General features: G+C 67.2%; 21 protein-coding genes, 1 tRNA gene and 1 pseudogene. 13 read left to right on the plus strand and 10 right to left on the minus strand.

The annotated features are described in order from the left end of the window. Nucleotides 1-795 (minus strand): helix-turn-helix domain-containing protein, encoded by a 795-nt coding sequence (locus TU34_RS11440; protein WP_045823016.1) that lies wholly within the window; start codon nt 793-795, stop codon nt 1-3. Between the two features lie 118 nt (nt 796-913). On the opposite strand from TU34_RS11440, the gene TU34_RS11445 reads away from it, so the two are divergent. Further along, entirely contained in the window at nt 914-1,297 is a 384-nt protein-coding gene (locus TU34_RS11445; RefSeq protein ID WP_045823017.1) for a nuclear transport factor 2 family protein, read from the plus strand. A gap of 5 nt (nt 1,298-1,302) precedes the next feature. Here TU34_RS11445 and TU34_RS11450 read toward each other — a convergent pair whose 3' ends face one another. Genes TU34_RS11450 through TU34_RS11460 form a run of 3 tightly spaced genes read right to left on the minus strand, consistent with a single transcriptional unit; the run spans nt 1,303 to nt 3,921 of the window. Next, nucleotides 1,303-2,064, minus strand: a complete 762-nt coding sequence (locus TU34_RS11450) for an amino acid ABC transporter ATP-binding protein (protein ID WP_082080175.1) — start codon at nt 2,062-2,064, stop codon at nt 1,303-1,305. Beyond that, nucleotides 2,061-2,993, minus strand: a complete 933-nt coding sequence (locus TU34_RS11455; protein WP_045823019.1) for an amino acid ABC transporter permease — start codon at nt 2,991-2,993, stop codon at nt 2,061-2,063. Before TU34_RS11455 ends, TU34_RS11450 begins: the two co-directional genes overlap by 4 nt. Before the next feature lie 25 nt (nt 2,994-3,018). Further along, the gene (locus tag TU34_RS11460; protein ID WP_238981256.1) at nt 3,019-3,921 is read right to left on the minus strand and encodes an ABC transporter substrate-binding protein; all 903 of its coding nucleotides are present in this window, start codon (nt 3,919-3,921) and stop codon (nt 3,019-3,021) included. Nucleotides 3,922-4,036: 115 nt separating this feature from the next. Between TU34_RS11460 and TU34_RS11465 the strand changes: the two genes are divergently transcribed. Next, nucleotides 4,037-4,540 (plus strand): 2'-5' RNA ligase family protein, encoded by a 504-nt coding sequence (locus TU34_RS11465; RefSeq protein ID WP_150116498.1) that lies wholly within the window; start codon nt 4,037-4,039, stop codon nt 4,538-4,540. Nucleotides 4,541-4,560: 20 nt separating this feature from the next. Here the strand turns inward: TU34_RS11465 and TU34_RS11470 are convergent, their stop codons facing one another. Then, complete coding sequence (locus tag TU34_RS11470) at nt 4,561-4,917, minus strand: hypothetical protein (protein ID WP_045823020.1); 357 nt, start codon at nt 4,915-4,917, stop codon at nt 4,561-4,563. 94 nt (nt 4,918-5,011) lie between these two features. Then, complete coding sequence (polA, locus tag TU34_RS11475; RefSeq protein WP_238981287.1) at nt 5,012-7,687, minus strand: DNA polymerase I; 2,676 nt, start codon at nt 7,685-7,687, stop codon at nt 5,012-5,014. Nucleotides 7,688-8,025: 338 nt separating this feature from the next. Between polA and TU34_RS11480 the strand changes: the two genes are divergently transcribed. From TU34_RS11480 to TU34_RS11495, 4 genes are read left to right on the plus strand one after another with little or no spacing between them, the layout of a single operon-like run. Continuing rightward, nucleotides 8,026-9,258: a branched-chain amino acid ABC transporter permease gene (locus TU34_RS11480; protein WP_238981288.1), complete on the plus strand. Its 1,233-nt coding sequence runs from the start codon at nt 8,026-8,028 to the stop codon at nt 9,256-9,258. Between the two features lie 4 nt (nt 9,259-9,262). Further along, on the plus strand, nt 9,263-10,255 hold the full coding sequence (locus tag TU34_RS11485) for a branched-chain amino acid ABC transporter permease (protein ID WP_045823021.1): 993 nt from the start codon (nt 9,263-9,265) through the stop codon (nt 10,253-10,255). After that, nucleotides 10,245-11,321 carry an ABC transporter ATP-binding protein gene (locus TU34_RS11490; RefSeq protein WP_045823022.1) on the plus strand — a complete coding sequence of 359 codons (1,077 nt, stop codon included), beginning with the start codon at nt 10,245-10,247 and terminating at the stop codon, nt 11,319-11,321. Before TU34_RS11485 ends, TU34_RS11490 begins: the two co-directional genes overlap by 11 nt. Then, nucleotides 11,318-12,145, plus strand: coding sequence for an ABC transporter ATP-binding protein (locus TU34_RS11495; RefSeq protein ID WP_045823023.1), 828 nt, complete (start codon nt 11,318-11,320; stop codon nt 12,143-12,145). Before TU34_RS11490 ends, TU34_RS11495 begins: the two co-directional genes overlap by 4 nt. Nucleotides 12,146-12,244: 99 nt before the next feature. Here TU34_RS11495 and TU34_RS11500 read toward each other — a convergent pair whose 3' ends face one another. Together TU34_RS11500 and TU34_RS11505 are read right to left on the minus strand one after the other, a co-directional pair. Then, nucleotides 12,245-13,615, minus strand: coding sequence for an ABC transporter substrate-binding protein (locus TU34_RS11500; protein WP_045823024.1), 1,371 nt, complete (start codon nt 13,613-13,615; stop codon nt 12,245-12,247). Between the two features lie 124 nt (nt 13,616-13,739). After that, nucleotides 13,740-14,312, minus strand: coding sequence for an ANTAR domain-containing response regulator (locus TU34_RS11505; protein WP_045823259.1), 573 nt, complete (start codon nt 14,310-14,312; stop codon nt 13,740-13,742). A 241-nt stretch (nt 14,313-14,553) separates the two neighbouring features. Between TU34_RS11505 and TU34_RS11510 the strand changes: the two genes are divergently transcribed. Next, nucleotides 14,554-14,627 (plus strand) — tRNA-Leu (locus tag TU34_RS11510). A 56-nt stretch (nt 14,628-14,683) separates the two neighbouring features. On the opposite strand, the pseudogene zwf reads toward TU34_RS11510, so the two are convergent. Both zwf and TU34_RS22355 read right to left on the minus strand, forming a co-directional pair. Next, nucleotides 14,684-16,080, minus strand: a pseudogene (zwf, locus tag TU34_RS11515) (glucose-6-phosphate dehydrogenase). Nucleotides 16,081-16,248: 168 nt separating this feature from the next. Next, on the minus strand, nt 16,249-16,830 hold the full coding sequence (locus tag TU34_RS22355; protein ID WP_052688875.1) for a TetR/AcrR family transcriptional regulator: 582 nt from the start codon (nt 16,828-16,830) through the stop codon (nt 16,249-16,251). Between the two features lie 290 nt (nt 16,831-17,120). On the opposite strand from TU34_RS22355, the gene TU34_RS11525 reads away from it, so the two are divergent. The 6 genes from TU34_RS11525 to TU34_RS11550 all read left to right on the plus strand — a co-directional run bounded on the left by TU34_RS11525 (nt 17,121) and on the right by TU34_RS11550 (nt 23,106). Further along, nucleotides 17,121-17,792, plus strand: coding sequence for an HAD family hydrolase (locus TU34_RS11525; protein WP_045823025.1), 672 nt, complete (start codon nt 17,121-17,123; stop codon nt 17,790-17,792). Nucleotides 17,793-17,883: 91 nt separating this feature from the next. After that, entirely contained in the window at nt 17,884-19,095 is a 1,212-nt protein-coding gene (locus tag TU34_RS11530; protein WP_045823026.1) for a sedoheptulose 7-phosphate cyclase, read from the plus strand. Then, nucleotides 19,088-19,963 (plus strand): O-methyltransferase, encoded by an 876-nt coding sequence (locus TU34_RS11535; RefSeq protein WP_082080240.1) that lies wholly within the window; start codon nt 19,088-19,090, stop codon nt 19,961-19,963. Before TU34_RS11530 ends, TU34_RS11535 begins: the two co-directional genes overlap by 8 nt. Further along, entirely contained in the window at nt 19,960-21,282 is a 1,323-nt protein-coding gene (locus tag TU34_RS11540) for an ATP-grasp domain-containing protein (protein WP_238981257.1), read from the plus strand. The genes TU34_RS11535 and TU34_RS11540 overlap by 4 nt, the downstream gene beginning before the upstream one ends. Beyond that, a complete protein-coding gene (locus tag TU34_RS11545) occupies nt 21,272-22,345 on the plus strand; it encodes a D-alanine--D-alanine ligase family protein (protein ID WP_238981258.1) in 1,074 nt (357 codons plus the stop codon). The genes TU34_RS11540 and TU34_RS11545 overlap by 11 nt, the downstream gene beginning before the upstream one ends. After that, nucleotides 22,342-23,106, plus strand: coding sequence for a TauD/TfdA dioxygenase family protein (locus TU34_RS11550; protein ID WP_045823027.1), 765 nt, complete (start codon nt 22,342-22,344; stop codon nt 23,104-23,106). The genes TU34_RS11545 and TU34_RS11550 overlap by 4 nt, the downstream gene beginning before the upstream one ends. Nucleotides 23,107-23,169 lie beyond the last annotated feature (63 nt).

The following is a 23,169-nucleotide window of genomic DNA, read 5'->3' on the forward strand; positions in this document are numbered from 1 at the left end:
TCACAGTGACGCCATCAGGGTGCGCGTGGCGTCGTCGGCCGGGTGGAACAACTCGAGGGTCAGTTCGTCGACGGTCACGTCGAGCGCGGTCTGCACCGATGCGGCCATGGACAGGAACGTCAGGTCTCCCACCCGGTGGCGGAGCCGCAGCTCCACCGCGACGCCCGCAGGGCCCGCGTCGACCGAGCTGGGCTGCGGATAACCGCGGACCTCGTCGAGCAGTTCGGTCAGCCGGGGGTCGCCGGTTCGGTTCGCCCGGCGGGTCAGCTGAGACAGCAGGTGTTCGCGCCACGGGCCGAGGTCGATGATCCGCGGGGCCAGACCATCCGGGTGGAGACCGAGACGGATGACGTTGATCGGCGGGGTGAGCAGTTCGAGCGAACACCCTTCGGCGATCGCGGCGACGGCCGCGTTCGCCTCCACCACGTCGAAGTGCCGGTCGAGAACCACCGCGGGGAACGGCATGTGTGCGGCGAGCACGCGACGAAGGGCGTCGCGGACGGTGGCCAGCGCGGGGGCATCGAGATCGCGTTCGCCGTAGGCCGGCGCGTATCCCCCGGCCAGCAGCAGCTGATTGCGTTCGCGCAGAGGCACATCGAGACTGTCGGCGATCCGCAGGATCATTTCGGCCGTCGGCCGCGATCGACCGGTCTCGATGAAACTGACGTGCCTGCTGGAGATCCCCGCCTCGATCGCGAGGTCGAGCTGGCTGCGTCGTCGGCTGTTGCGCCACTGTCGCAGCAACTCCCCGACCGCGGGGCCGTCGAGGGCGCGCGACGCACTGTGGAACACCATGCGCCGACACTAGGCGATCCGACGTCGCCGCGACCATTACCTCCCGGGTAATCGACTGGGGCGCAACACCGCGCCGACACTGACCGAACCGGATCGTCCGACAACGAAGGGACCCACCATGAACGGCCACACCGACACCGTCGACCTCGACGGCCTCGTCGATCGGTACCTCGACATCTGGAACGACACCGACCCGGCCGCGCGGCGCGAGAAGATCGACACCCTGTTCGCCGGCGACGGACGCTACGTCGACCCGCTGGCCACCGCGCGTGGCCGCGGCGAGTTCGACGAGCTCGTCGCGGGCGCGCAACGTCAGTTCGCGGGTCTCACCTTCCGGCGGGGACACGTGTTCGACGCCCACCACGACCTCGCGCGGTTCACGTGGGAACTGGCCACCGACCGCGACGCCGAGCCGATCGCCGTCGGATTCGACGTGGTCGAGGTCGACGGCGCCGGCAGGATCCATCGGGTGAGCGGCTTCCTCGACGTGATGCCCGCCTGAGGCGGTCAGAGAATCCGGGACAGGAACGCTTGTGTGCGCTCCTGTTTCGGGTTCGACAGCACCTCGTTGGGCACGCCGCTCTCGACGATGCGGCCACCGTCCATGAAGACCAGCTTGTCGGCGACCTCACGGGCGAAACCCATCTCGTGGGTGACGACGATCATCGTCATCCCCTCGCCGGCGAGTGTGCGCATCACGGTGAGCACCTCGCCCACCAACTCCGGGTCGAGGGCCGAGGTGGGCTCGTCGAAGAGCATGAGCTTCGGGTCCATCGCGAGGGCTCGGGCGATCGCGAGACGCTGCTGCTGCCCACCCGACAACTGGGCCGGGTAGGCGGTGGCCTTGTCGGACAGTCCGACCTGTCCGAGCAGATCCTCGGCGCGGGCGACGGCGGCCTTCTTCGACACGCCCTTCACGCGGATCGGCGCCTCGATGATGTTGTTCAGAGCGGTGCGGTGTCCGAAGAGATTGAAGTGCTGGAACACCATCCCGATGTCGCGGCGTTGATGCGCGGCCTGTTTGGGGCTCAGTTCGTAGAGCTTGCCGTTGGCCTCGCGATACCCGATGAGCTCGCCGTCGACGTAGAGCCGACCGGCGTTCACCGACTCGAGATGGTTCACGCAGCGCAGGAAGGTCGACTTGCCGGAGCCGGACGGGCCGACGATGCACATGACCTCGCCCGGGTCGACGTCGAGCGAGATCCCCTTGAGGACCTCGAGGGCGCCGAAGTTCTTGCAGACCTGTTCGGCCCGCACCATCGGGGTCATTGGCCGCGTCCTCCCAAGGACTGTGCGCTGGCGAGCGCCTCCAGTTGCTTGCCGGTGAGCACACGGCTCGAGCCGCGTGAGTAGTACCGCTCGACGTAGAACTGGCCGACCATCAGCACACTGGTCACCGCGAGGTACCAGGTGGAGGCGACCAGCAGCAGCGGGATGGGCTGGAAGTTGACGCCCGCGATGTCGTTGGCGCGACCGTAGAGTTCGGCGCTGTAGGGGACGGCCGTGACCAGCGTCGTCGTCTTGAGCATGCTGATCACCTCGTTCCCGGTCGGCGGGATGATCACCCGCATCGCCTGCGGCAACACCGTGCGCCACATGGTCTGTCCCCAACTCATGCCGAGCGCCTTCGACGCCTCGGTCTGCCCCTCACCGACCGACAGGATGCCGGCGCGCACGATCTCCGCCATGTACGCCGACTCGTTGAGCGCCAGGCCGATCATCGCGAAGGTGAACGCCGCGTTGAGATCCTGGATGTCGAAGTGCGCGAACTGGACGGTGAACGGGATGCCGAGGTCGATGGTCTTGTAGATCGACGGGAACAGCCCCCAGAACACCAGCTGCACGTAGACCGGCGTCCCGCGGAAGATCCACAGGTACACCCATCCCACCGACCGCAACACCCGGTTCGGCGACAGTCGCATCACCGCGAGCAGCGCGCCGAGTACGACGCCGATGATCATGGCGAGCACGGTGAGGGCCAGCGTGTAACCGACCCCGGACAGGATCCGGGTGTCGAACAGGTACTTGCCGTAGGTCGACCAGCCGTAGGCGGGATTGGTCGCGGCGCCGTAGACGAACAGCACCACCAGGACCACGACGACGACCGCCGCGATGATCTGTCCGGGCTTGCGGACCGGGATGGCCTTGATCGGGACCGGGTCGGCGGCAGAGGTCGCCACGGGTTCGGTGGAAGACATCGAGATCGTCAGACAGACGGCGCGGTCAGTTGATCGCGCCGTTGATCACCGCGGTCGGGATCGCCCCGGCCTGAACACCCCACGACTTCGTGATCTCCAGGTAGGCACCGCTGTCGATCAGACTCTGCACGGCCTTCTGGAGCACCGGCCCCAGCGCGGAACCCTTGGCCACCGGGTAGCCGTACGGGGCGGAGTCGAAGACAGCACCGGCGGTGGCGAGCTTCCCGCCCGACTGCTTGATGGCGTAGGCGGTGACCGGTGAGTCGGCCGACATCGCATCGACCTTGCCCAGCACGACGGCGTTGGTGGCGTCGGCCTGGCTGTCGAACTTCACCTTGTCGATGGCGGGCTTGCCCGCGTCGGTGCACGCCTTGCTCTTCGCCGGGACCTCGTCGGTGTCCTCGGTGGTGTCGGACTGCACCGCCACCCGCAGGCCGCACGCATTGTTCGGATCGACCGATTTGCCCGCCGGCGCCGCCCACTGGACACCCGCGCTGTAGTAGGTGACGAAATCCACCTGCTGCTCACGCTCTTTCGAGTCGGTGAACGACGACATGCCCTTGTCGTAGGTGCCCTGCTGGACGGCGGGGATGATCTTGGCGAAGTCCGATTCCTTGTACTCGGCCGTCACGCCGAGGGTTTTCGCGATCGCGTTCACGAGATCGACGTCGAAGCCGACGATCTTGCCGCTGGGATCCTTGAACTCGTTGGGCGAGTATGGAACATTGACACCGACCACCAGTCGACCCGAGGACTTGACCTTGTCCGGGAGCTGCGCGGCCAGCGCGTCGTTCTTCGACACGGCGATGCTCGAGGCGCCGGCGGACGGTGCCGTCCCGGACGTGCCCTCGCTGTTGGTGCAGCCGGCGGCCGTGAGCGCCACCAGGGCGGTCGCGGCGATGGTGGTGATCAGATGTGGTCGTCGCACAGGTCGTTCCCCTCGAGATCCATGGCGACGTGAAGTCGGATCGTCGCCTCTCGTGACAAAAGACGACCCCGACCGTCGGCGAGTGGTGAGTGGCCACAGCGCGGACACTGGACCGATGGCGCATTCCATCGAACTGCTGCTCGATCCCGACTCCGACGCCGCCGTGCGGCGGATGTGGGCGGCCCTGCTCTCCGACGATCTACCGAGTCAGGGCGCGCACCGGTCGAATTCGAACCGACCGCACATCACGCTGATCGCCGCCGCGCGCATCGACGCCGGTGTCGACGCCGTCGTCGGCGAGCTCGCGGACCGGTTCCCCCTGACGGTGGACGTCGGTGCGACAGTGGTCTTCCGGGGGCGTCGGGCGACGGTCGCCCGGCTCGTCGTGGCGAATCGGGAACTGCTCGCACTCCACCGCGACCTCCACCACCTCGCGGCGCCGTTCGTCGACGGGGATGTCGTCGACCACTGCACCCGGATCACTGGACACCGCATCTCACGGTGGCACGGCGGGTTCCCGACGACCAGCTCGGCCGATGCATCGCGGTCGCCGACGACGCGGGTCAGGGCGCGGCGGTGGGACGGTGACCATCACCGGGTTGCGGCGGTGGGACGGTGACGCCCGTGAAGACGTCGAACTCATCGGCGTCCGACGGGATCGCGGGAGGTGATCGCGCCACCGATACCGCGTGACGCGGTGGGACGTGTGAGCACCGACTCCCAGTAGGAGTCCGGCATCTCGTCGCCCGCCCGCAGGACCAGCCCCAGCCCGACGGCCATGAGGATCCCCAGGATCCCCAGCCAGAGACCCGCGGTGGCGATGAGCGTCCAGGCGACGATCACCAGCGGACGCCACGGATCGAACGCGATCAGCAGCGGCGCGAACGTGAACGCAGCACCCACGTAGAACGCCGACAGGTTCTTGTCACCGAGGATGACCACACGTAACCAACGGGGTGCGCTGGTGGGCAGTGATGCATGCGCCGGGGCTGTCACGGGATCGCCTCGCCTTCGGTGTCGATGTCGATGGGTTCATCATCGCGACATCGACACCGGTGAGTCGATTACCTCGGAGGTAACGCGACAGCGCTCAGTGCGCCGCCTCGTCCCACGACGTGCCGAAACCGACCGAGACATCGAGCGGCACCGACAGTTCGATCGCCGACCCCATCTTCGCGCGCACCATCTCCTCGAGCTGATCGTGCTCGCCGTCGGCGACCTCGAAGACCAGTTCGTCGTGCACCTGCAGCAGCATCCGCGAATCCATCTCCGCGGCACGTAAGGCGTTCTGCACGTTGATCATCGCGACCTTGATGATGTCGGCGGCCGTGCCCTGGATCGGCGCGTTGAGCGCGGCACGCTCGGCCACGTCGCGACGCTGCCGGTTGTCACTGTTGAGATCGGGGAGATAGCGACGGCGACCGAACAGCGTGGAGGTGTACTCGTTGCGGCGCGCCTCCTCGACGGTCTCGTGCAGGTAGTCGCGCACGCCGCCGAACCGGGAGAAGTACGCCTCCATCTGCTCCTTCGCCTCCGTGGTGCTGATCTTCAGCTGCGCCGACAGCCCGAAAGCACTGAGCCCGTACGCGAGTCCGTACGACATCGCCTTCACCCGACGACGCATGTCCGCGGTCACCTCGTCGATCGGGACACCGAACGCCCGCGACCCGACGAAACTGTGCAGGTCCTCTCCGGTGTTGAACGCCTCGATGAGTCCGGCATCGGCGGACAGGTGCGCCATGATGCGCATCTCGATCTGGCTGTAGTCGGCCGTCATCAGCGACTCGAACCGCCGGCCGGGCGCCTCCCCCACCACGAATCCCTTGCGGATGTCGCGGCCGGCGTCGGTCCGTACCGGGATGTTCTGCAGGTTCGGTTCGGTCGACGACAACCGACCGGTCGCGGCGATCGTCTGATTGAAGGTCGTGTGGATCCGGCCGTCGTCGGAGACCGACTTCAACAGCCCGTCGACGGTGACCTTGAGCCTGGTCGCGTCGCGATGTTCGAGGAGATGGGCGAGGAACGGGTGCTCGGTCTTGTCGAACAACGACTGCAACGCGTCGGCGTCGGTGGTGTACCCGGTCTTGGTGCGCTTGGTCTTGGGCATCTCGAGCTTGTCGAACAGCACGGCCTGCAGCTGTTTCGGCGAGCCGAGGTTGATCTGTTCGCCGATCACCTCGTAGGCCTGGTCGGCGGCCGACCGGATCCGGTCGGCGAACCGCGACTCGAGGTCACCGAGATGACCGGAGTCGACCGCGATGCCCGCGGCCTCGATGTCGGCGAGCACCACCAGCAGCGGCAGCTCCATCTCCGTGAGCAGGGCGAGGGAATCGATGTCGGTGAGCTCGCCGTCGAGCGTGGCCGCCAACTCGTGCACCGCCTGGGCGGCGATCATCTCCTGTTCGGCACGACGGGTGTCGTCGGCCCCCTCGTCGTCGAGCAGCGACATCTGGCCCTCGTCGGCGACATCGTCCGCGCGTAGTTCCCGCCGCAGATAGCGCAGGGCGAGATCGTCGAGGTTGAAGGAGCGCTGCCCGGGACGGACCAGGTAGGCCGCCAGCGAGGTGTCGCTGGTGATCCCGGCGATCGCCCACCCGCGCCCACGCAGCGCGTGGATGGCCCACTTCGCCTCGTGGATCGCCTTGGCGCACGTCGGGTCGGCCAACCATTCCGCCAGCGCCGCCTCGTCGTCGGCGTCGGCGATCGCCGTGTCGAGCCAGGCCGCCTCTCCGTCCTCGGCGGCGAACGCGATCCCCTCGGTGTCGGATCCGTGCACGCGTGCGGGCCCCACCACCGACAGCGCCGTGCGACCGGTACGGGCGTGGGCGTCGAGCCAGTCCCGCACCGTCCCGGAGGCCAGCACCTGCCCGCGGACCTCGAAGCCGGCCTCGGCCTCGGGCTCCACCGAGCTCAGCGTGGTGAAGATGCGGTCGCGGAGGACGCGGAACTCGAGGTCGTCGAACAGCTGGTGGATCCGCTCGCGGTCCCAGGGCTGCAGCGCGAGATCCTCGGGGGCGGTCGGCAGGTCAATGTCGCGGACCAGTTCGGTCAGGCGCCGGTTCATGAGAACCGAGGCCAAGTGCTCGCGGAGGGCGTCACCGACCTTGCCCTTCACCGCGTCGACGTTGTGCACGAGCGCCTCGAGCGATCCGTACTCCCGGATCCATTTCGCCGCGGTCTTCTCCCCGACCCCGGGTATGCCCGGGAGGTTGTCGCTCGGATCACCGCGCAGCGCAGCATAATCCGGGTATTGGGAGGGGGTGAGGCCGTATTTCTTGTCGACCTCCTCGGGGGTGAACCGGGTCAGCTCCGACACCCCGCGCTTGGGGTAGAGCACGGTGGTGTGATCGTCGACGAGCTGCAGCGAATCGCGGTCGCCGGTGACGACGAGCACGCGGAAGTCCTGCGCGCGGGCCTGCGTGGTGAGGGTCGCGATGATGTCGTCGGCCTCGTAGCCCTCGATGGCCATCACCGGGATACCCATCGCCGCGAGGACGTCCTTGGTCAGATCGACCTGGCCGTTGAACTCGTCGGGCGACTTGCTGCGCTGCGCCTTGTACTCGGGGTACATCTCCGCCCGGAACGTCTGGCGGGACACGTCGAACGCGGCGGCGATGTGCGAGGGCTGCTCGTCGCGCAACAGGTTGATGAGCATCGAGGTGAACCCGTAGACGGCGTTGGTGGTCTGACCCGACGCGGTCTTGAAGTTCTCCGCAGGCAGGGCGAAGAACGCCCGATAGGCCAGGGAATGACCGTCGAGGAGCATGAGGGTCGGCGACCCGGCGATGCCGGTCTTGGCTGCGGTGGTTCCGGTAGGGCTCACACCGAACCACTCTAGAGAGCCGGTCGGACACGCTGCGCCGACCTGCGACATGTCGGTCGGGAATGCGCTTCGCCCGGCCGGGTGTCCGTTCGGGCACTAGAGTCCCAACTCACGGTGAACAACGCCGCGCCCGGGTCGCGTTGCGCCGGAGAAGAACATCTGTGGAGGTGGACGGCCCGATGCACGGCATTGTTTCGCGGGAACCCGCGAGGCCGCGACATCCACGGGGAACCGCGGTGATCCGATGGTGCGCAACGATCCTGGTGACCGCATTCGCGTCGATGATCCTGGCCTCGACGCTGGCGTCGACGGCATCGGCCGCCCCTGGTGACGTCCGCATCTTCGGCAACCTGCGCAACGGGACCGAGCGTGTGGCCGACGTGACGGTCACCGCGAAGGACACCGGCGGGGCCACGGTGGGCACGGCGAAGTCCAGCGCCACCGGCGCCTGGTCGATCAGCCTGCCCCCGGGCAACTATGTGGTCTCCATCGACGAGTCGACACTGCCCAAGGGCATCTCCGTCCAGGAGAAGACGCGGTCGATCCCCGTGGTGTTGACCGCGGGCACCGACCGGCCGGTCATCTTCTCCTTCGGCGCCGAACGGACCTCCACCGAGGTCTCGGCGGTGTCGAAGCTGACGCGACTGGCCATCGACGGTCTGCGGTTCGGTCTCATCATCGCGATCACCGGCGTCGGGTTGAGCCTGATCTTCGGGACGACCGGTCTGACCAACTTCGCCCACGGTGAGCTCGTGACCCTCGGTGCGGTCATCGCCTGGGCCATCAACGTGAAACTGGGCCTCAACCTCATCCTGGCCACCGTCATCGCGGTGGTGATCGGCGCGGGCATCGGTGTCGCCAACGAGCTGGGCATCTGGCGTCTGCTGCGGCGCCGACGATCGGGGTTGGTCGCACAGCTCGTCGTGTCGATCGGGTTGTCGCTGGTCGCGCGCTACCTGATCCTGATCTTCTTCTCCGATCGGTCGGAGCCCTTCGCCGACTACCAGGTCCAGACCCAGATCGGTTCGGGCGCCTTCGCCATCACCCCGGTCAACCTCTTCTGCATCATCGTCAGCCTGGTGGTGCTCGTGGCCGTGGCCACCATGTTGCAACGCACCCGGATCGGCAAGGCGATGCGCGCCGTCGCCGACAACCGGGACCTCGCGGCCTCGTCGGGCATCGACGTCGACCGCGTCATCCTGTTCGTCTGGGCGCTCGCCGGCGCGCTGGCCACCCTCGGCGGTGTCCTGTTCGCCCTGTCGGAACTCTCGGGCCGGGTCCAGTGGGAGATGGGGTTCAAGCTGTTGCTGCTCATGTTCGCCGGCATCACCCTCGGCGGTCTGGGTACCGCCTACGGCGCGCTCCTCGGCTGCGTGATCGTCGGTCTCCTCGTCCAGCTCTCGACGTACTGGGTCAACCCCGACCTGAAGTACATCGGCGGTCTGGTCGTCCTGATCGTCATCCTCGCCATACGACCCCAGGGCATCCTCGGATCCCGCGCACGGATCGGCTGACGACATGGATCTCATCGCAGCTCTGCAGACGTCGCTCGCCCAGCTCGTGGGGCCCTCGGCGATCTTCTACGCACTCCTGGCCATCGGGCTGAACCTGCACTTCGGCTACACCGGCCTGCTGAACTTCGGGCAGATCGGTTTCGCCCTCCTCGGTGGCTACGGCGTCGGCATCATGTCGGTGAAGTACGACCTGCCGTTGTGGGCCGGGGCGATCATCGGCGTCGTCGCCGCGGGCGTACTCGCCCTCGTGCTCGGCCTCCCCACCCTGCGCCTGCGCGCGGACTACCTCGCCATCGTCACCATCGCGGCCTCGGAGATCCTGCGGCTGATATTCCGATCGACCTCCACCGACAGCGTGACGGGGTCGACGAACGGCCTCTTCGGCTACGCCGACGGTTTCTATTCGCTGAGCCCGTTCGACAACGGCAAGCAGTACTCGTTCATCGGCATCAAGTTCCAGGGCAGCGACCTGTGGTCGATGGTGATCGGCTGGATCCTGGTGGCGCTGCTGTGCCTGTTCGTCTTCCTTCTGGTCCGCAGTCCCTGGGGACGCGTGCTCAAGGCGGTGCGCGAGGACGAGGACGCCGCGCGGTCGGTCGGCAAGAACGCCTACTTCTACAAGATGCAGGCGCTCGTGCTCGGCGGGTGCATCGGCGGCCTCGCCGGGGTGTTCAACGCCCTGCAGACACAGTCGATCAACCCCGACTTCTACTCCACCGCCCAGACCTTCTTCGCCTACGGCGCACTGATCCTCGGTGGCGCGGCCACCGTGTTCGGTCCGGTCCTCGGCGCGATGCTGTTCTGGTTCCTGCTCTCGATCCCCGATGTGCTGCTGCGCCAGGCCACCTCGGGCGACAACCCCATCCTCGACCTCAGCCAGCAACAGGTCGGTGCCATCCGGTACGTCCTGCTCGGTGTCGCCATCGCCCTGATGATGGTGTTCCGCCCGCAGGGCATCCTGGGCAACAAGCGGGAGGTGCAACTCGATGCCAAGTGACACGCCCCAGACCTCGACGTCGCTGACGTCGACCATCGCGACCCCACGGCTCACGGCGCTCTCGGCCGAGGAACGTGCACAGATCTTCTCGACCGTCGACCCCCTGCCGGGGAGCGCGAAACCCGACGCGATCATCACCGTCGACGGCATCACCCGGAAGTTCGGCGGGCTCACCGCCGTCGACGTCGCCCACCTGGAGATCCAGCGGGGCGCCATCACCGGACTGATCGGGCCCAACGGTGCGGGCAAGACGACGTTCTTCAACCTCATCACCGGATTCGACAAACCGAACACCGGGACGTGGTCACTCAACGGCGACCCGCTGGGGAAGCTCGTCCCGCACCAGGTCTCGCGCCGCGGCATGGTGCGCACGTTCCAGCTGACCCGCGCGCTGGCGAAGTTGTCAGTGCTCGACAACGTGCGTCTCGGTGGTCGCCACCAGCGCGGGGAGCACTTCCTCGCCGCGTTGGCCCCGTGGACCTGGAGCAAGCAGGAAGCCGAGATCACCGAGCGGGCCCACGCCCTGCTGCGACGATTTCGTCTCGAGGAGAAGGCGAACGACTACGCCGGGTCGCTGTCCGGCGGCCAGCGCAAGCTCCTGGAGATGGCCCGGGCACTCATGTGCGACCCCGAGGTGGTGATGCTCGACGAGCCGATGGCCGGCGTGAATCCCGCACTCACACAGAGTCTTCTGGAGCACATCAAGTCGTTGCGCGAGGACGGCATGACCGTCGTCTTCGTAGAACACGACATGGACGTCATCCGCGACATCAGCGACTGGGTGGTGGTGATGGCGCAGGGCACGGTCATCGCCGAGTCCCTCCCCGACCGACTCGGTGACAACGAGGCGGTGGTCGACGCGTACCTCGGCGGACATCACGACCAGGCACTCGAGTTCGATGCCGACGGCAACCCGGTCGGCGAGACCGCGGTGCTCGCCCACGAGGTGGACGAGGCGATCGAGGAGACCCTGCAGGCGGGCGGCGACCTCTCTGCCCCTCCGCCCACGGTGACCTCGCCCCGACACGATCCGACACCCCACGACGACGCCGAGGAGAAGCCATGAGCGAGTCCGACGGCCTCCAGAAGGGTGGCGGGAAGGTCGATCTGACACCGGCCCAGCTGGCCGCGACACCCGCTGAGCACCAGCGACGTGCCGGCAACGCCCTGATCCGCGCCGACGACATCACCGCCGGCTACCTACCGGGCATCGACATCCTCTCGGAGTGCAATTTCTACCTCGACGACGGTGAGATCGTCGGCATCATCGGACCCAACGGCGCGGGCAAGTCGACGCTGCTGAAGGCGTTGTTCGGATTGATCCCGATCCGCAACGGCTCGGTTCGCCTGCGCGACACCGACATCACCTCGGCCAAGGCACACACCCTCGTCCAGGCCGGTGTGGGGTACGTCCCGCAGACGCAGAACGTGTTCCCCGCGTTGACGATCGAGGAGAACCTCGAGATGGGGATCTACCTGCGACCCAAGAAGTTCGCCGAGCGTTTCGACGTGGTCGCCGACCTGTTCCCCCTCCTGTCCGAACGCCGCAAGGTGAAGGCGGGGTCGTTGTCGGGCGGTGAGCGCCAGATGGTGGCCATGGGCCGTGCTCTCATGATGGAACCGTCGGTACTGCTGCTCGACGAGCCGTCGGCGGGTCTGTCGCCGATGTTCCAGGATCAGGTCTTCATCCGGTGCAAGGCCATCAACGCCACGGGTGTGTCGATCATCCTGGTGGAGCAGAACGCGCGCCGGTGTCTGCAGATCTGCGACCGCGGGTACGTCCTCGACCAGGGACGCAACGCGTACACCGACACCGGGGAGCGGCTGCGCAACGACCCGAAGATCATCGAGCTCTATCTGGGAACGTTGGCCGGTAGCTCCGAGAAGTAGAGAAGGACACCACTTCTCGGCTCGCGGCCTCGCCCGGCCGCTGAGACGACACGACCCCGCACCCCCTCTCGGGGATGCGGGGTCGTGTCTGTTCGTGGGTTACTTGCCGGCGACCGAGACGTACTTGCGGACGGGGCTGAGCAACTTGTTCGATCCGTCGAACTCCAGGATCCCGTAGGAACCGATCGACGGCTCACCCGCCTCGTTGAAGTCGAGGGTTCCGGTGACACCGTCGTAGTCGATGTCGCGGCCCTGGTTCACGAGGTCGAGGCACGCCTTGTACGAGGTGCACTTCTCGCCACCGGAGGTGACCGAGTTGATCTGGGCGGCGATCGACCGTCCGTTCGTCGACTTCGCCTGTGCCGCAGCCAGAGCCGAGATGACGGTCGCGTCGTAGCTCTCACCGCCGTAGTTGAAGTCGATCAGCGACGGGTCGACGGACTTGAGTCGCTGCTCGAACTCGGCACCGGTGTTGGTGAGCGGCGTCGTGCCCTTCATTCCCTTGAGCACACCTGCACCGACGGCCTTGCCGAGGGCGTTGCCCATGTTGCCGTCGACGCCGTAGACCGACTTGCCGTCCGTCGGTCCGATGCCCACCTCGTGCATGCGGGTGATGATCTTCGCGCTCTCGTCGAAGCCGATGACCGCGATGCCGTCGGGGTTGAAGTTCTTCACCTGGTCGACCTCGGCGTTGAACGACTGCGCGTTGGGGTCGTAGATGATCTTCTGGATCTGATCGGCCGGGATGCCCGCGGCCTCGAGGTTGGTGATCGCCTCGGTCGCGAGCCCTGTGCCGTAGGGATCGTTGAGCGCCAGCACCGACACGCGTTGCACGCCGTCGGCCGCCATGGTCTGCGCGAGCGCCTGGCCCTGCAGGGTGTCGGCGGGGGCGGTACGGAAGTACTGCCCCTTGTCGCGGTAACAGGTGAACTGGTCGGAGGTGTTGGCCGGGGAGAACATGACGACGCCCGCGGTCGCGACCTTGTCGATCACCTTCAGCGACACCGACGACGACGCGGCACCGATGATGACCTGCGTACCGGCCCCGATCTCGCGGTCGACGGTGGCGTTCGCGGTGTCGGTGGTGGTGTCACCGGAGTCGCCGGTGACCTCTTCCACCGGCTTGCCCAGCACGCCGCCGTTGTCGTTGATGTCCTTCACGGCGAGCTTCACGCCGGCGAACTCCGGCGGGCCGAGGAAGGCGAGGCTGCCGGTGGCGGGCAGGAGGGTGCCGACCTTGAGTGCCGCGGTGCTGACCGGCCCCGGCGTTGCCTTCTCGACCGTGGGGCAGTTCAGTTTCTGCGCGAGGCCGAGGCCGGCGGGTGCCGGAGTCGACTCGATGCTCACACTCTCCGACGGTGCGCCCGAGGACTCCCCGGAACTCCCGCTGTCACTGCTGCTGCACGCAGCCAGTGTCATGACCGACACCGCTGCGACCACTGCACCACTCATGAGATGGCGACCCGACATCAAAATGTTCTCCTTGCGACAAGACGGCCGAGGAGGCATGCATCAGCATCCGAACCTTCCCTCGGTCCGGTAAAGCTAGCGCGGTCGTGTTGCCCGTGAGTAACATTCGCCGAAAACCGGCGCTCTACCCCTGTGCGGCGGTGTCGAGGGTCTCGATGACGACCACCGCGACGGCCTTCATGGTCGTCCTCCGATCCATCGCGGCGCGCTGGATCCACGTGAACGCCTCGGGCTCCGTTAATGATTGACTGCTCATCAACAATCCTTTGGCGCGCTCGACGAGCTTGCGCGTCTCCAAACGCTCGGTCATGTCGGCGATCTCGCCCTCGAGCGTCGTGAGTTCGGTGTAGCGACTGACCGCCACCTCGATCGCGGGGACGAGATCGGCCTTGCTGAACGGCTTCACCAGATATGCGAGAGCTCCGGCGTCGCGGGCCTTCTCGACGAAATCGCGTTGCGAGAACGCGGTCAGCATGACGACCGGCGCGAGGCGCTTCTGCGCGATCTCGGCCGCGGCGTCGATCCCGTCCCGCACGGGCATCTTGATGTCCATGATCACGAGGTCGGGGCGGAGCGACTCGGTGAGATCGACCGCCACCTGTCCGTTCGGCGCCTCACCGACGACGTCGTATCCCTCCTCACGGAGCATCTCCATGAGGTCCATCCGGATGAGCGAGTCGTCCTCGGCCACCAGCACCCGGTGCGCGGGGCGGCTACGCGCCGCACGCTGCTCGGGCGCGGTGGGTCGGGCGGGTTCGGCGGGCGACGCTGATGTCACAGGAGGACCTCCATGGTGTTCTGCCCGGTCGACGCCGGGGCGGACCCGATCACCAGGGGTCCGATTCCCCTGGACAGTACCGGTTGGCACGTGCGGTCGCCGATCCACTACCGTGGTCCCTCGTGCCACCGGCCGCCCCGCGCGGCCACGGCATCGACGCGCCCCCGTAGCCCAATTGGCAGAGGCAACGGATTCAAAACCCGTCCAGTGTCAGTTCGAGTCTGACCGGGGGCACCCAGGCCGGCGGGCCGCGCGGACCGCATCCGGACTCCCATCGCCTCCGAGGCGGATCACTCCCTGTCCTTGCTCCGCCAGCTCCGTTCGAAGGGCAGACGCCACGCGTGCGGCGCGATGAGCTGGTGGATCGCATTCGGACCCCACGACCACGGGCTGTAGCTGCGCACCGGTGGCGGATCGGCCAGCAGCGGCGCCGACACCTCCCACAGTCGCTCGATGCCCTCGGCCGTCGTGTACAGGGTCCGGTCGCCCTTCATGGCGTCGAGGATCAGCCGTTCGTAGGCCTCGAGGACCAGGCCGGCATGCTCGTGCTCGCCCATCCCGAACTGCAGGGCTGAGCTTGTCGAGCTTCATCCCCGGACCGGGCCGCTTGCCGTAGAACGACAGCGACACCTTGAACACGTCGGCGAGGTCGAAGGTCAGGTGGTCCGGACCGTGTTGTCCCACACCGGATCCCTGGGGGAACATGCTCTTGGGCGGTTCACGGAACCCGATCGAGATGATGCGTTGGCCCTCGGCCAGGCATTTCCCGGTGCGCAGGTAGAACGGGACGCCGGCCCATCGCCAGTTGTCGATACCGCACTCCAGTGCGATGAACGTCTCGGTCTCCGATTCGGGCGCGACGCCCGGCTCATCGCGGTAGCCGATGTACTGCCCGCGCACCACGTCGTGCGGGTTCAACGGTTTCATCGACCGGAAGACCTTGTTCTTCTCCTCGCTGATCGGGCCGGGCGCCAACTCGGTGGGTGGTTCCATCGCCACGAACGCGAGGATCTGGAACAGGTGCGTGACGACCATGTCGCGGAAGGCGCCGGTCGATTCGTAGTACCCGGCACGACCCTCCAGCGACAGCTTCTCCGGGACGTCGATCTGGATGTAATTGATGAAATTGCGGTTCCAGATCGGTTCGAAGAGACCGTTCGCGAACCGGAACGCGAGGATGTTCTGGGCCGACTCCTTGCCCAGGAAGTGGTCGATCCGGAAGATCTGCTCCTCGGCGAACCAGCGGTGGATCGACGCGTTGAGTTTCTTCGCACTCGCCAGGTCGGTCCCGAACGGCTTCTCCATGATCACCCGCGAGCGCTCCACGAGACCGGCCTCGTTCAGCATCTCGAGAACAGCCATCGCCGCCTTCGGCGGAACGCTGAGATAGTGCAGTACCCGCGCCGAGCCGCCGATGGTGTCCGAGGCGCGCTCGACCGCTTCGGCAAGGGCGGCCGGTCCGTCACCCTGCGAGACGTAGGTCAGCGAGTCGAGGAACTCGTCGACAACCTCCGAGGTCAGACTTCGGCTGGAGAACTCGAGACACGCCTTCCTGGCCGCGGCCCGGGAAGTCGTCGGTGGTGATATCGTCCAAACTCACGCCGACGACCCGGATCGCCGGCGTGAGTTTGGACATCGACAGGTGGAACAGCCCGGGGAGCAGTTTGCGTTTGGCGAGATCGCCCATCGCGCCGAACAACACGACCACGTGCGGATCGCCGTCATCGGAGTGCTCGGGACGTTCCGCGGTGTCGATCACTCGTCGATCGTCCCACCAGGGCGCTCACACGGCACGATGAGCGAGTCGGCCACTCGCCACCACCGATGACAGCGGTCCCGCCGATGTCGTCCGAGCTCACGATGACGAGTTCGAACGCCCCTGCGCCGCCTCGATACCTCCGAGGATGATGTCGACCGAGGTTTCGATGACCTTGTCGTCGGGTACCTGACCGTGCATCAGCGCCGGACAGACCACCACACCCGAGAGCAGATGGATCGCCGATTCGGCGACCACGTCGTCTGCGATGCGCGCGAACATCGCGCGCGCGACACCCTCGCCGTCGGCGATCAGCCGCGTCCTGAACTCGGCGATCTCCTCCACCGAGGTGCCCCACTGCGCGAGCACGATGAGGATCCGGTCGAGCTTGATGTCGACCACGGCCGAGCGGAACGCCCGGAGTTCGTTGATGAGATCGGTACGGATGTCGCCGGTGGGCACCGAGTGCGGCATGTCGCCCAGGGCGTCGAGCGCGAGACCCACGAGGTCGATCTTCGACGGCCAGTGGGTGTACAGCGTCGTCTTCGAATACCCCGCGACGCGTGCGATGTGGGCGTGGGAGACCGCATCCCACCTCTGCTTGGTCAGGACCTCCAGAGCGGCGCGCGACACGTCACCCCGGGTGCGCGCCACTCGCGCGTCCTCAGATGTGTCGGTCATGTCCTCAGCTCTGTCGGTCGATGGTTCCCCTCCACTGTCTCACCCGCGTGGAGTGACGCCCTTCCACCGTCGCACGTTTTTCCGATGCAAACCTATTGAACTGACAGACCGTTACTGTACTGTTGGATCAGAAGCAACGGGTCTGGCGTGGAAACCCAACGGCGCCAACACCTTTGGTTTTCCCTATTGGATACGACCATTGCCATCGTCCCACGCGCCGGCCGCCGGGACCCTCTCTTTCGGGTCCGTACCGCCGCCCACTGCTCTCCCACACCCTTCGAAAGGCCGTCATGCCCGCAATCCTGTTCGGCTCCATCAGCACCCTCGCCGACACCTCTGAACTGCAGCGTCAGGCCTTCAACCAGGCCTTCGCCGAGCACGACCTGGACTGGACCTGGACCCGGGACGACTACATCGGCATGCTCGGATCCAACGGCGGGGCCGACCGCATCGCCGAGTACGCCTCGGCACACGGTGACGATGTCGACGCCGCCGCCGTCCACGCGACCAAGTCGAGGATCTTCCAGACGCTGATCGGCGACGCCGGTCTGCAGCCCCGCCAGGGGGTCGTCGAGACGGTGCAGGCCGCGAAGTCCGACGGTGTGAAGCTCGGGTTCGTCACGACGACGTCGCGCGAGAACATCACCGCGCTGCTCGACGCCCTCGCCCCGGCCATCAGCGCCGACACCTTCGACATCATCGTCGACTCCGACAGCGTCGAGACCCCCAAGCCCGACGCCGCGGCCTACCGCTTCGCCCTCGCCGAGCTCGGTGAGCAGGCGGGCCACGCCGTCGCCATCGAGGACAACGAGGGTGGTGTCGCCTCTGCGGGTGCCGCCGACGTCCGCTGCATCGCGTTCCCGAACGAGAACACCGCCGACGGCGACTTCGGCTCCGCCGTCGAGGTCGTCGAGGTCCTGGACTCCGCCCGCGTGCGCGAGCTCGCCGCCGGCACCGCCTGACCTCCACCTCTCCCGCCACACCCTTTTCGCCACACCTTTTCCCTGCCGAACCGCCGCCGACCTCGCGCGGCACACATCCTGGAGCACCACAGTGAGCAATCTGCAAGCACAGGTCACCTCGACCGACCGCGCCTTCCACGTCGAGGGTTACGAGAAGATCGAATACGACCTGATCTACGTCGACGGCGTGTTCGCCGTCGACAACACCGAACTGGCCGACAGCTACCGCCCGTACGGTCGGGCGCTGATGGTCATCGACGAGACCGTCCTGTCGCTCTACGGCGACGCCATCCGCACCTACTTCGACCACCACGGGCTCGATCTCACGGTGGTGCCGGTGCAGATCCGCGAGACCGCGAAGTCGTTGGAGACCTTCGAGACCATCGTCGGCGAATTCGACGCGTTCGGTCTCGTCCGCACCGAGCCGGTCCTCGTCGTCGGTGGTGGCCTGACCACCGACGTCGCCGGGTACGCCTGCGCGAGCTACCGGCGCAACACGCCCTACATCCGCATCCCCACCACGCTGATCGGTCTCATCGACGCCAGCGTGTCGATCAAGGTCGCGGTCAACTACGGCAAGCACAAGAACCGTCTCGGCGCGTACCACGCGTCGCAGAAGGTGCTGCTCGACTTCTCCTTCCTCGCAACGCTTCCCGAGGATCAGGTCCGCAACGGCATGGCCGAGCTGATCAAGATCTCGGTGGTCGGGAACTCCGAGATCTTCGACATGCTCGACGAGCACGGTCCCGATCTCCTGCGCACCCGTTTCGGTCACCTCGACGGCTCCGCCGAGTTGCGTGCGGTAGGCGATCGACTGACCTACGCCGCGATCGCCACCATGCTCGATCTGGAGGCGCCGAACCTGCACGAGATCGATCTCGATCGTGTGATCGCGTTCGGTCACACCTGGAGCCCGACACTCGAGCTCACTCCCCCGGCGCCGTTCTTCCACGGGCACGCGATCAACATCGACATGGCGCTCTCGACCACCCTGGCCGAGCAGCGCGGACACCTCACGGTGGCCGATCGCGACCGCGTTCTCGGTGTCATGAGTCGACTCGGCCTCGCCCTCGACAGCGAGTTCCTCACCGCCGAGCTCCTCGCCGACGCCACCGGTTCGATCCTCAAGACCCGCGACGGGCTGCTGCGCGCCGCGATCCCCGACCCCATCGGGAGCTGCCGTTTCCTCAACGACGTGACGACCGACGAGTTGGCCGACGCGCTGCAGATGCACAAGAAGCTGGTCGAGGAGTTCGATCGGGCGGGCGACGGTGTCGACATGTTCACCGGTGCGCATGACTGATACCCACCCCGTGGAGATGTCGACACCGGCTGCGCCGCGGCCGGTCACACCGTCGACGATCCTCGCCGAGGTGGTGCGGGACATGCGCGAGCGGCTCGAGGGGATCGACGGTCTCGATCGGTCGATCCTCGTCTCGGCGGCACGCGCCGAGGCGCTTGCCGCCGGACTCGACCCCTATCTGGACCTGTGCACGACCGCGGAATCGGCGGCGCTGGCCGATCTCGCGATGCGCACCGCGCATCGCGACTGGGACGCGAACCCGTCGTCGATCCCCGAGGTGCGACTCGAGCAGGAGATGCTCTCCGGCCATGTCGAGGGTCAGGCGCTGAAGTTCCTGGTGTTCGCGTGCGCCGCGCGGCGCGTGCTCGAGATCGGCATGTTCACCGGTTACTCGGCGCTAGCGATGGCCGAAGAACTCGGCGAGGCCGGCGAGGTGGTGGCGTGTGAGATCGACGCAGACGTCGCGGCATTCGCACGCGAGTGCTTCGACCGTTCGCCGGTGGGGCGCCGGATCACGATCGAGGTGGGACCGGCGGGTGAGACCCTGCGGCGTCTCGACGACCGCTTCCGTGCCGGCGACGTCGCACCGTTCGACTTCGTCTTCATCGACGCCGACAAGCCGGGGTACCTCGGTTACCTCGACCTCCTGCTGGAGGGGTCGCTGCTCGCGCCCCGAGCCCTGATCGCCGTCGACAACACCCTGCTGCAGGGCGAGCCCTACGCCGCCGGTACCACCGCGTCGGTGAACGGGGCGGCGATGGCGACGTTCAACGCCGCGCTCACCTACGACGACCGTGTCGAACAGGTGGTGTTGCCCCTGCGCGACGGGCTCACCCTGATCCGGCGGGTGCCGGATCGCGCGCGGTGACGTCACTGCGTGAGGCCAACGCCGCGCGCACCCTCGCGGTGCTCGCGGCGTTGACGGTGACCCTGCCGATCGATGCGGCCGTCGTGGGCACAGCCTGGGTGGTCGGTCGGCTGCACCCTGCGCGCACGACGGATCCGGGTCCGTCCGTCGACCGGAAGACCGTGCTGGTGACCGGCGGCAAGATGACCAAGGCCCTGGCGCTCGCACGCGCGTTCCACGCCGCCGGCCACCGTGTGGTGCTCGTCGAGTCGACGAAGTACCGCTGGACCGGACACCGGTTCTCCCGCGCCGTCGACGCCTTCCACTGCACCCCCGAACCGACCGCACCCGGATACGCACAGGCCCTGCGCGACATCGTCGTCGACGAGGGCGTCGATGTGGTGGTGCCCGTGTCGAGCCCGGCGTCGAGCATCCACGAGGCGGCCGCCCACACACTCCTCGACGAGCACTGCGAGGTCGTGCACGGCGACGAGAAGACGGTGCACATGCTCGACGACAAGGACGAGTTCTCCGCCCACGCGGCGTCCCTGGGTCTGGCGGTCCCGCACTTCGCGCGCATCACCGATCCGGTACAGATCGACGACTTCGACTTCCGTCCGGGCCGCGAGTACATCCTCAAGCGGATCGCCTACAACCCCGTGGGCCGGATGGACCTCACGCGCCTGCGACGCGAGACCCCCGAGGAGAACACCGCTTTCGCCCGCAGCCTCGGGATCTCGCCCGACGATCCCTGGATCCTGCAGGAGTTCATCGAGGGCACCGAGTACTGCACGCACGGCACGGTGCGCGACGGGCGTCTCCAGGTGTACGCCTGCTGCGAATCGTCGGCTTTCCAGATCAACTACGAGATGGTCGACAAGCCCGACATCCGCCGCTGGGTCGAGACCTTCCTCGCACCGCTGGACCTGACGGGGCAGGCGTCGTTCGACTTCATCGAGGCCTCCGACGGCACCGTCTACGCCATCGAGTGCAATCCGCGGACGCACTCGGCGATCACGATGTTCTACGACCACCCCGGCGTGGCGGCGGCGTACCTCACCGACGACCACCCCACCGTGGTCCCGACGGCATCGTCGCGCCCGACGCACTGGATCTATCACGAACTGTGGCGACTGCTGACCGAGCGGGGACGTCGTGCACGGCTGGCGAGCATCCGGCGCAGCACCGACGCGATCTTCGACCGAGACGACCCGCTGCCGTTCCTGATGGTGCACCACGTGCAGATCCCGTCGCTGCTGGTGAAGAACCTGCGTGCGCGACGCGGGTGGAGCCGCATCGATTTCAACATCGGCAAGTTGGTGGAGAACGGTGGCGACTGATCCCGTGACCGACGTGCCGAGGCGGCCCGAGCGCACCCTGGTGCTGCACCTCGTGGGGTCGCCCGTGGACGAGGCGTTCGCCGACCTGTCCCGCCTCTACGCATCGGGGTGCCTGGAGTCCCTGCGCGCCGACACGCGGTACGACAACCGGATCGCCCACGTGGCGCCGGGAGGTCGGTGGTCGTTCCCCGACGACCTGACCCCGCCCGGGATCGCCGCGGCCGAGGAGTTCTCCGCTGCTCGGGCGTTGGAGATGATCGAGTCGTGGGGCGTCGACGTCGTCGTGCCGCAGATGTTCTGTCGACCCGGGATGACCTCGTACCGTTCGGTGTTCGACGTGCTCGGTATCGGGCGACTCGGCAACTCCGGTGAGGTGATGGCCATCGCCGCCGACAAGGCGGCCACCCGCGCGATCGTCGCGGCGGCGGGGGTCGCCGTGCCCGACGGCGAGGTGGTGCGGCGCGGCGACGCACCGACACTGTCGCTGCCGGTGGTGGTCAAGCCCGTCGACGCCGACAACTCCGACGGCGTGACGCTGGTCCGGGACGCCTCGGAGCTGCCCGCGGCCCTCGATACCGCTCTCGCACTGGGGGATTCTGCGCTGGTCGAGTCCTTCGTCGAGCTGGGGCGTGAGGTGCGATGCGGCATCATCGTCCGCGACGGTGAGCTCGTCTGTCTCCCACTCGAGGAGTACGCCGTCGATGCGGAGACCAAACCGATCCGCGATCGCGCCGACAAGCTGGCACGCTCCGACGACGGTGACCTCTTCCTCGTCGCGAAGGACGCCGACCACGCCTGGATCGTCGACGACGACGATCCGATCGTGGCGGTGGTGCACGAGGCCGCGCGTCGGTGCCACCGCGCGCTGGGGTGCCGCCACCACAGCCTGTTCGACTTCCGGATCGACCCGGAGGGCACGCCGTTCTTCCTCGAGGCGGGGCCCTACTGCTCGTTCGCCCCGGGCAGCGTGATCGCGGTCATGGCGAAGGCCGCGGGTATCGGGCTCGACGAGGTGTTCGCCATCGCGCTCGCGGAACTGCGCGCCGAACAGGAGAAACGATGAAGCACACCGCACTGGACCCGCTGGGCGCCGAGGTGACCGGCGTCCGCGTGGGGCCGCTGGAACCCGCCGACACCGACGAGTTGCGGACGCTGCTCGCCGAGCACGGGGTGATCATCCTCCCCGACCAGGACATCAGCGACGACGACTTCCTCGCGTTCCTGCGCAACTTCGGCGAGACGGTGTTCACCGTCGGGGAGACGCCGGTGGCGGGGCGTCCGGAGTTGAACGTGATCAGCAACGTGGGACGCTCGACCCCGCCGCGATCGCAGTTCCACGTCGACACCAGCTACGTGCGACATCCACCGGTGTACACCGCGTTACGAGCCGTCGACGTCCCCCTCGAGGGCGGTCAGACCCTGTTCAGCAACCAGTACCGGGCGTTCGAATCGTTGCCGGAGATGGTGCGTGAGGATCTGTCGGGGCGGACGGTGACCCACGTGGTGACCGGCCTCGACCTCGACGACGACGCGGAGACGTCGGCGGTGCACCCGCTCTGCGCGACGCACCCGATCTCGGGCCGCACGGCGCTGTATCTCTCGACGCCGCAGCGGTGTGCGGAGGTGAGTGGGCTCAGCGAGGAGGAGGCCGCCGACACGGTGGCGTCGCTCCTCGAGCACAGCACCCGTCCCGACAACGTCCTCGCCCACCGGTGGTCGCCGAAGGATGTCGTGATGTGGGACAACCGCTGCGTGATGCACAAGGCGGACCACTCGGGTGTGGTGGGCGACCGCATCATGCACCGCGGGATGGTGGGCGGGTAGGACACCGCGGGATGGTGGGCGGGTAGGACACCGCGGGATGGTGGGCGGGTAGGACACCGCATG

The organism is Williamsia herbipolensis (assembly GCF_000964005.1).
GTDB lineage: Bacteria > Actinomycetota > Actinomycetes > Mycobacteriales > Mycobacteriaceae > Williamsia_A > Williamsia_A herbipolensis.

What these genes read in the sequence shown, in the direction of transcription:
- TU34_RS11490 (WP_045823022.1), top strand. Translation starts at nt 10,245, where the DNA reads ATGCCAAGTGACACGCCCCAGACCTCGACGTCGCTGACGTCGACCATC.
- TU34_RS11450 (WP_082080175.1), bottom strand. Translation starts at nt 2,064, where the DNA reads ATGACCCCGATGGTGCGGGCCGAACAGGTCTGCAAGAACTTCGGCGCC.
- TU34_RS22355 (WP_052688875.1), bottom strand. Translation starts at nt 16,830, where the DNA reads ATGACCGACACATCTGAGGACGCGCGAGTGGCGCGCACCCGGGGTGAC.
- TU34_RS11485 (WP_045823021.1), top strand. Translation starts at nt 9,263, where the DNA reads ATGGATCTCATCGCAGCTCTGCAGACGTCGCTCGCCCAGCTCGTGGGG.
- TU34_RS11465 (WP_150116498.1), top strand. Translation starts at nt 4,037, where the DNA reads ATGGCGCATTCCATCGAACTGCTGCTCGATCCCGACTCCGACGCCGCC.
- TU34_RS11455 (WP_045823019.1), bottom strand. Translation starts at nt 2,993, where the DNA reads ATGTCTTCCACCGAACCCGTGGCGACCTCTGCCGCCGACCCGGTCCCG.
- TU34_RS11550 (WP_045823027.1), top strand. Translation starts at nt 22,342, where the DNA reads ATGAAGCACACCGCACTGGACCCGCTGGGCGCCGAGGTGACCGGCGTC.
- TU34_RS11445 (WP_045823017.1), top strand. Translation starts at nt 914, where the DNA reads ATGAACGGCCACACCGACACCGTCGACCTCGACGGCCTCGTCGATCGG.
- TU34_RS11440 (WP_045823016.1), bottom strand. Translation starts at nt 795, where the DNA reads ATGGTGTTCCACAGTGCGTCGCGCGCCCTCGACGGCCCCGCGGTCGGG.
- TU34_RS11525 (WP_045823025.1), top strand. Translation starts at nt 17,121, where the DNA reads ATGCCCGCAATCCTGTTCGGCTCCATCAGCACCCTCGCCGACACCTCT.
- TU34_RS11495 (WP_045823023.1), top strand. Translation starts at nt 11,318, where the DNA reads ATGAGCGAGTCCGACGGCCTCCAGAAGGGTGGCGGGAAGGTCGATCTG.
- TU34_RS11480 (WP_238981288.1), top strand. Translation starts at nt 8,026, where the DNA reads ATGATCCTGGCCTCGACGCTGGCGTCGACGGCATCGGCCGCCCCTGGT.
- TU34_RS11535 (WP_082080240.1), top strand. Translation starts at nt 19,088, where the DNA reads ATGACTGATACCCACCCCGTGGAGATGTCGACACCGGCTGCGCCGCGG.
- TU34_RS11500 (WP_045823024.1), bottom strand. Translation starts at nt 13,615, where the DNA reads ATGTCGGGTCGCCATCTCATGAGTGGTGCAGTGGTCGCAGCGGTGTCG.
- polA (WP_238981287.1), bottom strand. Translation starts at nt 7,687, where the DNA reads ATGCTCCTCGACGGTCATTCCCTGGCCTATCGGGCGTTCTTCGCCCTG.